This window comes from Paenibacillus sp. FSL R7-0272 (assembly GCF_037969905.1).
Lineage (GTDB): Bacteria > Bacillota > Bacilli > Paenibacillales > Paenibacillaceae > Paenibacillus > Paenibacillus polysaccharolyticus.
In genome coordinates this window covers 5,878,198-5,892,067 of the sequence record NZ_CP150221.1, presented here as the reverse complement: position 1 = coordinate 5,892,067, position 13,870 = coordinate 5,878,198, and the positions used below count along the sequence as shown (strand labels likewise).

Genomic DNA, 13,870 nt, shown 5'->3' with positions numbered 1-13,870 from the left:
TAAATCCGCGGGAGGTGCGTGACATTGATGAACCGTTCTGGAACAGCATGGTCGGATTACGGCTGGGAAAATCGTTTTAGCGAGATGAAACCAGCCATGACCAATAAGGAAGCGATGGAAGAGTCCAACCGCTGTCTGTATTGTTACGATGCCCCATGTATTAAGGCATGTCCTACGGATATCAATATTCCTTCTTTTATCAAAAAAATAGCAACAGGACATCTCAAAGGGTCGGCTCGTACCATCATGGATGCCAATCCGGTTGGCGCGAGTTGCGCACGTGTCTGTCCTACAGAAGAGTTATGTGAGGGGGCCTGTGTGCTGAACGAGTCCTCGAAACCGATCCGCATTGGTGATCTGCAGCGCTATGCGACAGACTGGGCAATGGAGAGGCATGAACCGCTGTTTCATGCAGCCCCGTCAAACGGGAGAAGTGTGGCTATTGTCGGGGCAGGACCGACAGGGCTCTCCGCAGCACGCGAATTGGGCCGGGCAGGATATGATGTGACCATCTATGAAGCCAAGGCGAAAGGCGGCGGACTGAATACCTATGGCATCGTATCCTTCCGCCTGCCGGAGTCGGTCCCATTATGGGAAGTCGATCAGGTGGAGTCACTCGGAGTAAAGATTCGATACGGTGTAAGGGTTGGTGTAGATATAGCGGCCCCCGAATTGCTGGAACAACATGAGGCTGTCATTCTCGCATGTGGGATGGGGTCGGTCCCGATGCTGGGCATTGAAGGGGAGACGCTGGAAGGCGTTTATGATGCGATTGAACTTGTGGAATCCACCAAACAGGGGGTGCCGCCAGCGCTGCATGGTTTGAATGTAGCTGTGATCGGCGCAGGCAATACGGCAGTCGATGCAGCAACCTGTTCGGTGCGTCTGGGGGCAGAGCGCGTGCAGATGTTGTATCGGCGCGGAGAGCGGCAGATGACGGCCTATGCGTTTGAGTACACGTTTGCCAAACAGGAGGGCGTGGAGTTTCGTTGGTTTACGATGCCGGAGCGTATTCTTGGAGACGAGAATGGCAGGGTTCGAGCAGTGGAATGTGTGAAAATGGAACTTGTAACCCCGCCTGGCGGCGGACGTGCGATGCCTGTGGCGGTGGAGAATTCAACCTTTATTATCGAATGTGACACGGTGATTCGGGCTATTGGACAAAATCGGTTATTGCCGCTCATTGAGGCATTCGAACTGAAACATCACGGAGGTGTGGTAGAAGTCGAGGCGCATACGTATCGTACCTCACATCCTCAGGTGTATGCGGCAGGAGACGTCATTTTTGGTCAAGGCCATGGAGAAGCGATGGTCGTTTCAGCGGTACAACAGGGTAAATTGGTCGCTGCCACGATCATGAAAATGCTGCCTGGTTGCTCGGAAGAGAGCGCGTAAGGAAGTGTGTACGTTTTCTCAGAAACTCATCTCCACGGGGCTTCATACTTGCTCCTAATCGGCTAACGATCACCAGACACCTTATTTCGGCAAAAACAAGGCATGTGAAATTCTAACGATCACCACGAAGCTTATTTCACCCAAAACCTGTGGATTCAGGCCGGAAATGGACAAAAAGAGCAATATAACGCTCCTACGGATCGTTAGAATTTCCAAAGGCCGAATTTTAGCTAAATAAGCGCTGTGGGGATCGTTAGATGGCTATCCTTGTTTACGTTCATCTTAGCAAGCGTAGATTCACTCCAAATCACATCAAGGAGGGTTCGATATGGCTGACTTATCCATCAATCTGGCGGGCATCCGGTCACCTAATCCATTCTGGCTCGCCTCGGCGCCACCAACCAATACCGGATACCAGGTACAGCGTGCGTTTGAAGCGGGCTGGGGTGGTGCGGTGTGGAAGACACTTGGCGAACCGATTATTAACACCTCCTCCCGTTTTGCGGCTGTACATTTTGGCGGTCAGCGTGTGGCAGGCTTTAACAATATTGAACTGATTTCCGATCGCCCCCTGGAGGTCAATCTGCGCGAGATCGCCGAGACGAAGAAACGTTTCCCTGACCGCGCAGTCGTGGCATCGCTGATGGTGGAACCAAAGCGGGAAAAGTGGCATGAGATTGTCAAAAAGGTCGAGGCCGCCGGCGTCGATGGTCTGGAGCTGAACTTTGGATGTCCGCATGGTATGGCAGAGCGAGGCATGGGCGCCGCATCAGGCCAACAGCCTGATCTTGTCGAGCTACAGACGATGTGGGCAAAAGAAGTGGCTACCACACCGGTCATCGTAAAGCTGACTCCCAATATTACAGATATTACGGCAACAGCCCGCGCGGCTGTAAGGGGTGGTGCGGATGCGATCTCACTGATTAATACAATCAATTCTCTCGCTGGTGTTGATCTGGACTCCTGGAACACCGTTCCGCATGTAGGCGGCAAGGGAGCTCACGGTGGATACTGTGGCCCGGCTGTAAAACCCATCGCGCTTAACATGGTGGCGGAGTGTGCCCGTCATCCCGAAGTTGGTGTGCCGATTTCGGGTATCGGCGGCATATCCGACTGGCGTGATACGGCAGAATTTCTGCTGATGGGCGCAACGGGAGTACAGGTATGTACGGCGGCGATGCACCATGGATTCCGCATTGTGGAAGACATGATCGAAGGGCTGAACGATTATTTGGATGAAAAAGGACTTCAGAGTGTAGCCGAACTGGTCGGTCAGACCGTGCCGAGATACTCGGATTGGGGCAATCTGGATCTCAACTACAAAGTGGTTGCCCGCATCAATCGGGATGTATGCATCAATTGCAATAAGTGCCACATTGCCTGTGAAGACACCTCTCATCAATGTATTGATATGTTAACCGACCCGTCAGGTGCTTATCTTGAAGTAGTAGAGGAGGATTGTGTCGGCTGTAATCTGTGTTCCATCGTCTGCCCGGTGGACGGTGCGATCGAGATGATTGAGCTTGCACCAGAACAGGAGCCGGTTACCTGGAATGAACGTCAGTCGGCGATTTCCCTGCTGCAATCTGTTCATAATCCATCAGCCAAGGAGGCGATTTCATGAGTACACGTACATTGATTCGCGGTGGTATTTTGGTGACGGCATCGGATACCTTTGAGGCCGATATTTTAATCGCAGCAGGGAAAATAGCACAGATCGGTATGGGGTTAATCCCCGATGATCAGACAGAAGTACTTGATGCAACAGGCTGTTATATCATACCTGGCGGCATCGATCCCCATACTCACCTCGATATGCCGTTTGGCGGCACAGTCACAGCGGATGATTTTGCTACGGGCACAACGGCCGCGGCCTTTGGTGGTACCACAACCATCATTGACTTTTGTCTGACTCAGAAAAGCCGTCCCTTATCCGAATCCCTGCAAGATTGGCATCGCAAAGCCGAAGGGAAAGCTGTGATTGACTATGGATTTCACCTGATGATTGGCGAGATGAATGAGCAGGTGCTGGAAGAACTGCCGCAAATGATTGAAGAGGAGGGCATATCGTCCTTCAAGGTATTCATGGCATACAAAAACCAGTTTCAGGCCGATGACGGCATTCTCTTTCAGACGTTGCAAAAAGCCAAAGAATACGGTGCACTTGTGATGGTGCATGCCGAGAATGGAGATGTCATTGACCTGCTTGTGAAGCAGGCGCTTGCTGAAGGTCACACAACACCGATTCATCATGCACTGACCCGCCCTTCTATGCTGGAGGGAGAAGCAACGGGACGTGCCGCCCGTTTGGCCGCATTGGCGGATTCACAGCTGTATGTGGTGCATGTTACTTGTGCCGAAGCCGCCGAGCAGATCGCGCGCATGCGTGAGATGGGACACCGAATCTGGGGAGAGACATGTCCGCAATATCTGACGCTGGATCAGTCCATAATGGATCAGCCGGACTTTGAGGGGGCCAAATATGTTTGGTCGCCTCCGCTCAGGGAGAAGGGACATCAGGAAGCACTATGGAATGCGCTCCAAAGCGGACAATTACAGACCATTGGTTCGGATCATTGCTCGTTTAACTTCAAGGGGCAGAAGGATCTCGGCAAAGATGACTTCAGCAAAATTCCTAACGGGGGGCCTGTCATTGAAGACCGGCTAAGTATTCTATATTCGGAAGGCGTAGCCAAAGGCCGCATATCGCTCAATCAATGGGTGGATTTGTGCTCGACCAGAGCAAGCAAATTGTTCGGATTATTTCCTCAGAAGGGAACACTTGCGGTGGGTACGGATGCGGATATTGTTATTTTTGACCCTTCCATAACCAGGGTGATTTCGGTGGAAACACATCATATGAACGTGGATTACAGCGCGTTTGAAGGCATGCAGGTACAGGGATGTCCGGTGACCGTGCTTTGTCGTGGCGAGTATGTGATACGGGATCGGCAGTATGTAGGCAATGCAGGAGCAGGAAAATATGTAAAGCGTAATAAGTATGATGCAGGAGCACCGATTCCACCGAGGCAACCGGTGACTGCGATTCATGGGGGGCGGAACTAATGTCGAAACAGATGTCGGAGCACGAAGCTTTTGAACTGGAGAAGCTGGACATTGAGCGATTGGTTGCACAGGGGTATCGAATCTGTTCGGTCCGGGAACATCTGGAGGGCGCTCATGTGACATGGGCCCACCCTGATTTTCCAGGAGAGAATGTGGAGCAGCATGTGGGTACAGCCTCGGGCCGAAAGTGGTTCAGTCATATTCTCATACGTCAGCTACAGGAACAGCGTAGCGCATAATGTAGTGTGTGACGGGGACGTTGACGTTGACGGACGGCTTAGTTGCCATTTACCTATCCCTGTCTTTAATACGTACAGACGTGCACTCTTTATACAAGTGATCCATGCACGTATTCATAGGCATATAGCGCAAGTTCCATAGCAACCCGTTTCTCGGGTAGAAGGTAGTCTATTCCTAAAAGTGATTCGATTTTATCCAACCGATGGTACAACGTTTGTCTGACGATAAACAGTGCACTGGCCGTCTCTTGTTTGGAGCAGCAGAGCGCCAGGTATTGTTTCAGTGTAAGGAGCAGTTGACCTCCCTTCTCCGAATCATACCGAATCAGTGGGCCCAGGTATTCCGTAATAAAATCATTCAAGTTACCGTTCTGTTTCATACTGGCGATGATGCGATAGCAGTGGAGATTACTGTAAAAGGGCTGCTCCATTACTCCGATATCTTTCTGAATACGTAACGTTTCCTTCGCGGATTCAAGACTCTCTCGCAGGCGTGGGTATTCCGAATAGTTCTGACCGATACCATACAGACCGGAGAAGAGCTGGTGAGTTTGCTCCTGCTCGTGTCGCCGAAGTTGCTGAATGCAGGACCACAGATTAGATTTACGCAGAGATGCAGCCTGCGGGTCAATGACAATGAGAATGATCTGGAGATTAAGTACAGTGCTGTAGAGGGTGAAGCCTTCCCGGGCAAATACGGAGCGGGCAACGATATTACGCTGAATCAGTATCTTTTGCAGTCTGAGACTGTCGTGTTGCGTAGGGTTGCTGTCGAATAACACAACTGCGGCCTGTCCTGCACAGAGGGCCGGATGTACGGCTGCAAGATATTCATGAATTTCTTTCGCGGAGTGATGTCCGTTTAACCAGTCAATGACCCACATATCCTCTTTATAACGCCGTTTTTCCTCCATGTACTGGGTACGCATCCAATCCTGGGCTATGGCAGCAGCACATCGCTCCAGCGCATGAAAAACGTACTCGTGGGATGGGTACGGCAGAGCTGGAGTGGGAGGTTCAGGGTCTGTTTGTTTCTGAGGAAAAAGGATGAGGTCGGCAAAGGTGTACTCCAGTGCCTGAACTGGGATGCTGATTGGATTCATTGTGAGCCGACCGGAAAAAGGGTCTGATACCTCTACAGTCGAAGGGTTCGCTGTATAACCGTCAAGGGTAGTGTGATCCATCGATTCACGTTGATCCAACCACAGTTGTCTCTGCTTCTCCAGTTGCTCACGTGGGACATGAGGAATGGCCGTCGCTTCACCTTCCAGCGGATATAAGGCGACAGCATACCCGGTATTGCGTGACAGCAGACGCAGTAGCGGCTGTACACCATCCCCATTCAGCAATAGCTGATGAAAGGAGGTGGTGAGCTGATCCAGTTCCGCGACCATACGCTGATGACTGCGAATCAGGGCAAAATGCAAATCCTGTGTAATATCAATATACCGGACTTGTTCATGAAACCAGATCAGCGGGAAATCCTCCGCCTCCGCCAGTTGTTTCATCGCCTCAAGCTGTGATCGTGTATGTTCCCCGAGTTCAATGCATAACCCTGCGGCACCGCAGGCAATCAATTGTTGCAGAAAAGACAGACCATGCGACTTGCCTTCAGGCCAGCCGATCCCTGTTGTCAGCACCAATTCTCCGCCGCTCAGCAAGCCCCCAATCTCAGGAACCTCCATAATATGTACCCAGCGTACATAACGCTCCAATGCACGCTGACTGGCAAGGTACTCGGCCTTGCGAAATACAGGACGTTTCAGCATGTCTCTAATTTGGATATGAAGCGTGGTCTCTCCCACATCATCACCGCCCTTTCCCATGACTCACCTGTAAATTTGATACAAAGGATGCTGGATTCAGGGTGTTTGCTCACTGGATTTTTAAAGATAAGTATACGTGCATTTAGATAAGATGAGATTAAACCTGACGCTCATTTGGTCTGGATGACAAAAATAGTTATCCTTTTTGTTTTATATCTAAAATGAGCATCAGATATATGTTCGACTTTTTACCATCGACACGATAAAAAATGCCCTTGATCAGGCACGGGAATCATTACAGATTCCAGTACCCGTCAAGGGCAAATCTTTGCTCGCGTTCACATCTGAATCATGGTGATAACGATAGACTGAATTAATCGACGATTTTTTTCTTTTTGAATTTCATCAGGAACTCATACACGATTGGCACGATGACCAGTGTGAGCAGTGTAGAACTGATCAGACCACCGATTACGGTAATTCCGAGTCCTTTCGAGATGATACCTGCACTTTCTTCGAGACCTGTTACCAGTGGCAGCAGGGCACCGATCGTTGCGAGAGCGGTCATCAGGATTGGACGCAGACGTGTAGCTCCGGCTTCCAGCAGCGCTTCACGCGTTGTGAGTCCTTCGTTTTCCTTATGAATAACACGGTCGATCAAAACAATGGCGTTGGTAACAACGATACCGATCAGCATCAGTGCACCCATCATAGCGGATACATCGAGTGTACCGCCTGCGATAAACAAACCAACCATGATACCAATCACGGTGAATGGCAGAGAGAACAGAATCGCGAATGGTGCAAGTCCGCCGCCAAATGTCACCACGAGCACGAAGTATACAATCGCAATGGCTGCCAGCATTGCCAGACCAAGCTGTGTAAAGGTGTCATTAATCTGTTCGGTTGTACCGCCAAACTTCACTTCAACGCCATCCGGCAAGTCCAGCTTGTCGATGTTGGCTTTCAGGTTTTGCGAAGCTTTGGTCACATCGGATGCCAGAATGTTCGCTGTCACCTGTACAACCACTTTACCATCAATACGCATAATGGAGTTTGGTGAAGTGCCTTCTTCCACTTTGGCTACATCCTTGATCGGAATCTGGATGCCCAGCGGTGAAGTGACCTTTTCATTTTCAATATCCTTGAGGCTGCTGAACGTTTTGTTGTCCGTTTCTACATAGACTTTATACGTTTTGCTGTCGATATCCACTTCCGTAAGAACCGGACGTTCACGTACAGGGCTCAGTGCCATTGCCAGTTGACCTGCCGTGAGTCCGAGTTTGCTCAGCTTCTCCTGATCGGCAACGAGCGTGTACTGACTGTAGGTGTCGGATATGGTGGTATCTGCTTTTTCGAAAGAGTCCTTATCCGCCTGAACCAGTTTCAGGACTTCTTCCGCCACAGGTTTCAACTGCTCTACATTGTCGCCGTAGATGGACAGGCTCAAGTTGCTGCCCCCGAATCCGCCAGACATGTCGAGTTCATTCCATGTGCCTTTGGTCACCTCTTTTTGCAAACCTTCAACCAGCTGGGTTTTCACATCGGTAAAGTCTTTGGTGTCTTTATTGTATTGGATGTAGAAGAGTGCAGAGTTTCCGCCGCCTCCACCCATGCTAGCGAGCGGGCTACCGCCGCCGATGGAATATTGCATCTTCTCCAAACCTGGCTGTTTCAGTAACCATTTCTCAGCAACGAGAGCTTCTTTTTCTACATCTTCACGAAGTGAGCCCGTTTCAGGACTATACGTGATCGTAACGAATTTGTCCTTTTGCTCCGGCAGGAAACTTGTGCCAATGAATGGGTACAGGAACAAGCTGCCGACCAATAGTAGAACCGCAATAAGAACGGTAACGATTTTATGAGAGAGCGTCCAGTTCAACAGACGTTTGTAGCTTTCGGCCAGTTTGCCCGGCTTCTCTTCATGATTTTGTTTGTTCTTGATTCCTTTGTGGAACAGGCTGTGTGCCAGCATCGGAACAATGGTGATCGCAACCAGCAGGGAAGCCAGCAGAGCGAATACCATGGTTAAGGCGAATGGCATGAACAGTTCTCCGACCATACCGCTAACGAGTGCCAGCGGCAAGAAGACCGCAATCGTTACAATGGTGGAGGAGAGAATCGGGATAAACATCTCGCGAGTTGCCTCACGAACCAAATCCCGGCCTTTGAGTTTCTCGTTTTTGAGTGTCAGCCTACGATAGATGTTCTCGATAACAACGATGGAGTCGTCGACAACCCGGCCGATCGCGACCGTCATTGCTCCGAGTGTCATCATGTTCAAGGTAATGTCCATCAGGTTGAGTGCCGTCAATGCCATGAGCAAGGAGAGCGGAATCGAAATAATGGAGATAATCGTTGAACGGATGTTACGCAGGAAGATCAGGATAATCAGAATCGCGAACAAGGCACCAAATACAGCTTTGCCCAGCATCGTGTTGACGGAATCCTGGATAGGCTGACCTTGGTCAAGCAGGATCGTCAGTTCTGCATTTTTAAATTGCTTTTGCAGTTCTTCGGCTTTACTTTTGACGGCTTTAACCACGTCCACCGTATTGGCATCGTTGGATTTCACTACGGAAATACCGATGGATTCCTTGCCGTTCGTGCGGGAGATGGACTCGGCTTGGCCGATGACCTCAATTTTGGCAATGTCGCTCAGCTTCACGGTTGGGATGCCAGCTGCGCTTGCCGCACCTGCGGCACCCGATGGATTTGCTGTAGCAATATTGCCGCTATCAGCTTGACCAGCTGCAGGATTGGACCCCTGCGCAGCACCAGATGCACCTTGTCCAGCTTGAGCCGATGGATCAGCGGTTTGAGCACTAGTTTGACCGGTTTGAGTACCGCCACCTTGGGAAGCCCCTGGCGTAGCTGCACCTTGTTCTGTAGCCGCCCCAGCACCTTGGTTTGCACCAGCTCCGCTTGGTACGACTGGAATCGCTAGATTTTTCAGATCATCGAGTCCGATGATGTTGCCGTCCACAACAACGGCTTTCTGGGATTTATCCAGTTCGAATAGGCCGAGCGGCACACGAATGGATGAACCTTTAACGATTCCGTTCACCGTATCTTCGCTTAGACCGAGTTCAGCCATTTTGGCTTGATCAAACGTCAATTGCACTTCTTTAACGTACTGACCGGACACTTGAACCTGAGCTACACCATCAATATCTTCTAGTGCAGGTTTGATATCCGATTCCACGAGCCGTGTCAGTTCTTCCAAATCCCCGCCGTCTTTGTCAGACAAACTGAGGGATACAACCGGGAACGAGTTAATGCTGAATTTGGAGATGGTTGGTTTCTGCACACTGTCCGGCAATTGCACCTCGTTCAGTGCTTCACGAACCGTAGCTGTTGCGTTCGTCAGGTCCGTTCCATAGTCGAATTCCAGTGTGATCGATGCCGCATTCTCCATAGAAGTGGAGGTGACGGTCTTCACACCCTCGAGGTTGCGTAGCTTCTGTTCCAGCGGCTTCGTGACATCTTCTACAATACCTTCTGGAGCCGCACCCGGATCAATCGCCGTGACATTCAGAAACGGTACATTGATGTTCGGAATAGTCTCCTGCTTCATCGTCATTCCGCTGTACAAGCCTGCGAATGAGATGATGATGGTCAGAATCCAGATCGCAAACTTGTTGTTCAGTGAAAAGTTAATAATCCCTTTCATACGTTGGTTTCTTCTCCTCTCTGTTTCTCCTGTTTATGTGTGTGACGAGTCAGCCTGGATAAACCGGTTATACATGGTATCCATAATGTGCTGAAGCTCGGAGTGCATCGGTTCAAGGATAGTTATCCCTTCCAGGTTACGCATCATGCCGAGAATGATGGCACGCCTTGGCGTAAATTCCATGATCTCTTGTCTTAGTATGGCTATGGTCTCAAGCACATCATTTTTGGATTGACCGGCGGGCAGGTCGCTTGATGCGATATCTTGCATCTGTTTCAGAATATGGACGGGATGCCGCAACATGGTTGCATCTAGTTGGGGTTCAGCAATCCAGGCAGGCCACTGATCCAGCGGAATCAGAGGTTCAGGCCGATGCTGGAGGCAGCCCTGTGCTGCATAATCCATCATTTGCAAAAGATGCGTAGCCATCTTATTGACCGTAAGAGAAGGCATTTCGGTAAACCAGATTTTGACGTACGACAGGAATAGTCCATGTGTCAGCAGGGTAAGATCAATCGTATAAGGCTCGATCTCGGAGCCGTACAGATCTTCGAGCTTGCTTTTGAACCAATGCAACGTACGGATCTCAATATCTCTTTGCTGAGGGGTACAGTGCTCCTTGCGCTGTTGTTCATCATCCATCATCATGCTGCGTAGCTGGACACGTAAAAATTCCTTCAATTCCGCGACATGCGTTAGCAGCACCTCAATCTGTTTATGTAGCCGTTCTCGGGAGGTCAGGCTGTTTTCATGTTCAATCTGGGACATCTCGTCCATAAGAATGTAAACACAGTACTCTAGTGTACTGGCTTCCAGCTCCTCTTTGGATTTGAACATGAGATATAAGCTGCCTTTGGACATCCCGCATAATTCGGCAATCTCCTGCATGGAGGTTGCTGCGCTACCCTTAGCGGAAAACAGCTTGAGCGCTGTGGTGATGACCAGTTTTCTTTTTTCATTCATCCCATGGATCGGGTTCATTAAGGGTATGTTCACCTCACTGGGAACTCTTGAGTTCTTGGATTGACTTTGTGGTCAAACTAAGTATAAACGATGTGAATGAGGGATTACAAATGTGCACGGTGTAGGGGTGTGAAAGAGCCGAAAAGTGGACTGAGGAAAGAACCGAGAGGAGAGCCCAGAAAGAACTCTGAATGAATCGAGAGAAGAACTGAGAGAGTACAGTACGCAAGCCGTAAAGCTGTACGTTGTACTTTTTGGAGAGGGAATGGAAGAATGTATAAAGGACGCATCGAAAACACATCAACACATCAAGAACGCATAAATCCCGCTTTAAGAACGCTTCAAGAACGCTTCAAGAATGCTTCAAAAACACATCAACACCTCAACAACGCTCTTAAGGACGACTCGAGAACATATCGAAAATTTATTCTAACGATCACAGTGGAGCTTATTTGAGCAATATTCATCCTTTTGAAATTCTAACGATCACCAGAAACCTTATTTTGTTGAAAACACAAGCTAGACGTTCATTTTCGCATCAAAATCCTGAAATAAGCTCACCTGAGATCGTTAGAAATCTAAAACCTGTAATTTGGCCCAAATAGCGTTACTGGTGATCGTTAGAAATTAAATGCATGAACCGCGCTACTTCGGAAAAGGAAAAGAGAGAAAAAACGAAGGAATATCGAATGAAGGGAAGTAAGCCAAGCAAAACAAATCAAAACAAATCAAAACAAAACAAGAAAGAGTAAGTAAAGTAAAGAAGTGAGGGAGGCGAGAAGTAGAGAACGAAATAGGGGCAAAAGCGAAGGAAAGCGCAAATAGAAAGTAAACCAACATAAATCGATATAACCTAAAATAAATCAGAACAAATTAAAGAAGATATAATACAGTTCAATAAAAGAAATTAAAATAAAAAAGGAATAAATGAAAATCCAAGCAAAGCATGGTGAGTCTAAGAAAAAAGAGCAAGTGAAGTAAAGAGAAAGCAGACTATGCTCCTCCCATAAAATCGTATACAGCGATCATGATGATTACTCCCAAGAAAAAGAGATAGAAGAGTGCAAGTGCGATCAAGAACGAATAACCGGTATACGCGCCGATACGTACCAACCATTTTTTCATAAAAAGCACTCTCCTTCTTTCCAATGAGCTTAATGACAAGGTCTTCTCTTGAATTACATTATATTCCAAATTAACTGTTGTGCTTAAAAAATTTCACCTAAAATTTGTACTTACACAAATCTACCTACACAAACCTACGTATACGAACGCACTCCACAATCGTATCTCCACAAACGCACCTCGACAAACGTACTTAAACAATCGTACCTACAAAAAAGACGACTCCCTGAGTGAAGTCGCCTTTCTGCCTGAAGTTGATAATATCCATTATACTGCACGATATTCATTACATTACGTAATGATTTTCAATCCTACCGCTGCTACCAAAATCATTGCAATGAACAGTAGTCGCTTCGCTTCTTTACGTTCACCAAACAGAAGCATTCCCGTCACCGTACTTCCCACTGTGCCAATTCCTGTCCACACCGCGTAAGCTGTACCCATAGGGATAGATGTCATCGCGTAAGATAACAGCGAGAAGCTGAATACGAATGATACCAGCATCAGGACAATATAAGGCCATCCCTTACGCGTAGAAGCACCGTTGATGCCGATGACCCCAAAAATTTCACAAATTCCTGCACCTACAATCGCAAGCCAAGCCATTAGACGGCACCTCCTTTAACCTGTGGTTCCTGCTTCTCTTGCTGATCCGTGACGAGTTTCAGCCCAATGACACCGCAGAGCAGCAGTCCAATCAGTAGCATTTTAGCCAAACGGAACGGTTCACCAAACAGTAGCATTTCGGTCAACACCGTACCGGCTGTACCGATCCCCGTAAACACTGCGTAGACCGTACCCACAGGCAGTCGTTTAGCCGCAGCAATGATCAGGCCGAAACTAATGACAATGGCGAGTCCCGTCAATGCCCATTCCCAAGCATTCGAAGCATGTTTTAGTCCGCTAACCCACACAATTTCAATAATGCCTCCTACAAAAACGTATAACCAGTTGCGGTTCATGATGTTCAATCTCCTTCTGGCACGATAGGGCGTGCCTGTTCATTCAAGCTGTGTATACCATTCCAAAAGACAGGCCAGGAAGCATCCAGCCGTCTCTTGTACCGACGTGAGCTTCCATAGATAATTTCAACAGTAATGCCATCGAGAAAGGTCATAAAAGCAATGGCGGCCTGCTCGGCAGGAATAGGCGGAACATCCCCCTCGCGAATCGCACGTTGCAACAGCCGTGACAATGCACGCTCCATTCCGTCCAGAAATGGATATACCAGATCCATCACCTGGCCATACAGATCGGGCGGCGGATAATAACAGTTGCGTAGCATCAACCTGGCAGAGGCGTGATCCTGATACTCCTGCTCGAACCACGTCAGCAACCCCCGCAGCCGTTGTTCCAGTGGCAAGTGGGCGTGATCTCGGAAATATTCCAAGGTATGTCGCCGTACTTCATCAAATGCATACTCAAGGGTGTGCATAAACAAGTCTTCTTTACCGCTAAAATGTGCATATATCGAGGGTTTCTTAATCCCGACTTCATCAGCGATCGCTCTTAGCGAAGCCCCTTCATAGCCGTCTCTGGCAAAATGAAACAGGGATGCATCCCGGATGGAATAAGCAGTCATTTTGTTCACCTTCCTAACGGTCGTTAGGTAACATCTTTTCACACATTACATCTTCTGTCAA

General features: G+C 48.8%; 11 protein-coding genes. 4 read left to right on the top strand and 7 right to left on the bottom strand.

What is annotated here, in order from left to right; genetic code table 11:
- Positions 1-27 precede the first annotated feature (27 nt).
- From MKY23_RS25910 to MKY23_RS25895, 4 genes are all read left to right on the top strand, one after another.
- Entirely contained in the window at positions 28-1,395 is a 1,368-nt protein-coding gene (locus MKY23_RS25910; RefSeq protein WP_339839712.1) for an NAD(P)-dependent oxidoreductase, read from the top strand.
- Between the two features lie 328 nt (positions 1,396-1,723).
- Positions 1,724-3,019 (top strand): NAD-dependent dihydropyrimidine dehydrogenase subunit PreA, encoded by a 1,296-nt coding sequence (gene preA / locus MKY23_RS25905; RefSeq protein ID WP_339833184.1) that lies wholly within the window; start codon positions 1,724-1,726, stop codon positions 3,017-3,019.
- Positions 3,016-4,461 carry a dihydropyrimidinase gene (hydA, locus tag MKY23_RS25900; RefSeq protein ID WP_339833181.1) on the top strand — a complete coding sequence of 482 codons (1,446 nt, stop codon included), beginning with the start codon at positions 3,016-3,018 and terminating at the stop codon, positions 4,459-4,461. Before preA ends, hydA begins: the two co-directional genes overlap by 4 nt.
- Positions 4,461-4,700: a hypothetical protein gene (locus MKY23_RS25895; protein ID WP_339833178.1), complete on the top strand. Its 240-nt coding sequence runs from the start codon at positions 4,461-4,463 to the stop codon at positions 4,698-4,700. The genes hydA and MKY23_RS25895 overlap by 1 nt, the downstream gene beginning before the upstream one ends.
- 89 nt (positions 4,701-4,789) lie before the next feature.
- Here MKY23_RS25895 and MKY23_RS25890 read toward each other — a convergent pair whose 3' ends face one another.
- The 7 genes from MKY23_RS25890 to MKY23_RS25860 all read right to left on the bottom strand — a co-directional run bounded on the left by MKY23_RS25890 (position 4,790) and on the right by MKY23_RS25860 (position 13,809).
- Positions 4,790-6,526, bottom strand: a complete 1,737-nt coding sequence (locus MKY23_RS25890) for a PucR family transcriptional regulator ligand-binding domain-containing protein (protein WP_339833176.1) — start codon at positions 6,524-6,526, stop codon at positions 4,790-4,792.
- Positions 6,527-6,839: 313 nt separating this feature from the next.
- A complete protein-coding gene (locus tag MKY23_RS25885) occupies positions 6,840-10,139 on the bottom strand; it encodes an efflux RND transporter permease subunit (protein ID WP_339833174.1) in 3,300 nt (1,099 codons plus the stop codon).
- A gap of 33 nt (positions 10,140-10,172) precedes the next feature.
- Positions 10,173-11,102, bottom strand: a complete 930-nt coding sequence (locus tag MKY23_RS25880) for a TetR/AcrR family transcriptional regulator (protein WP_339833172.1) — start codon at positions 11,100-11,102, stop codon at positions 10,173-10,175.
- Between the two features lie 993 nt (positions 11,103-12,095).
- Positions 12,096-12,227, bottom strand: coding sequence for a hypothetical protein (locus tag MKY23_RS25875; protein WP_261764621.1), 132 nt, complete (start codon positions 12,225-12,227; stop codon positions 12,096-12,098).
- Between the two features lie 291 nt (positions 12,228-12,518).
- Positions 12,519-12,833: a multidrug efflux SMR transporter gene (locus tag MKY23_RS25870; protein WP_090922789.1), complete on the bottom strand. Its 315-nt coding sequence runs from the start codon at positions 12,831-12,833 to the stop codon at positions 12,519-12,521.
- On the bottom strand, positions 12,833-13,189 hold the full coding sequence (locus MKY23_RS25865; protein ID WP_090922791.1) for a multidrug efflux SMR transporter: 357 nt from the start codon (positions 13,187-13,189) through the stop codon (positions 12,833-12,835). The genes MKY23_RS25870 and MKY23_RS25865 overlap by 1 nt, the downstream gene beginning before the upstream one ends.
- Positions 13,190-13,194: 5 nt before the next feature.
- Entirely contained in the window at positions 13,195-13,809 is a 615-nt protein-coding gene (locus MKY23_RS25860; RefSeq protein WP_090922793.1) for a TetR/AcrR family transcriptional regulator, read from the bottom strand.
- Between the last annotated feature and the right edge of the window lie 61 nt (positions 13,810-13,870).

What these genes read in the sequence shown, in the direction of transcription:
- MKY23_RS25890 (WP_339833176.1), bottom strand. Translation starts at nt 6,526, where the DNA reads ATGGGAAAGGGCGGTGATGATGTGGGAGAGACCACGCTTCATATCCAA.
- MKY23_RS25870 (WP_090922789.1), bottom strand. Translation starts at nt 12,833, where the DNA reads ATGGCTTGGCTTGCGATTGTAGGTGCAGGAATTTGTGAAATTTTTGGG.
- MKY23_RS25865 (WP_090922791.1), bottom strand. Translation starts at nt 13,189, where the DNA reads ATGAACCGCAACTGGTTATACGTTTTTGTAGGAGGCATTATTGAAATT.
- MKY23_RS25875 (WP_261764621.1), bottom strand. Translation starts at nt 12,227, where the DNA reads ATGAAAAAATGGTTGGTACGTATCGGCGCGTATACCGGTTATTCGTTC.
- MKY23_RS25895 (WP_339833178.1), top strand. Translation starts at nt 4,461, where the DNA reads ATGTCGAAACAGATGTCGGAGCACGAAGCTTTTGAACTGGAGAAGCTG.
- MKY23_RS25885 (WP_339833174.1), bottom strand. Translation starts at nt 10,139, where the DNA reads ATGAAAGGGATTATTAACTTTTCACTGAACAACAAGTTTGCGATCTGG.
- preA (WP_339833184.1), top strand. Translation starts at nt 1,724, where the DNA reads ATGGCTGACTTATCCATCAATCTGGCGGGCATCCGGTCACCTAATCCA.
- MKY23_RS25910 (WP_339839712.1), top strand. Translation starts at nt 28, where the DNA reads ATGAACCGTTCTGGAACAGCATGGTCGGATTACGGCTGGGAAAATCGT.
- hydA (WP_339833181.1), top strand. Translation starts at nt 3,016, where the DNA reads ATGAGTACACGTACATTGATTCGCGGTGGTATTTTGGTGACGGCATCG.
- MKY23_RS25860 (WP_090922793.1), bottom strand. Translation starts at nt 13,809, where the DNA reads ATGACTGCTTATTCCATCCGGGATGCATCCCTGTTTCATTTTGCCAGA.
- MKY23_RS25880 (WP_339833172.1), bottom strand. Translation starts at nt 11,102, where the DNA reads ATGAATGAAAAAAGAAAACTGGTCATCACCACAGCGCTCAAGCTGTTT.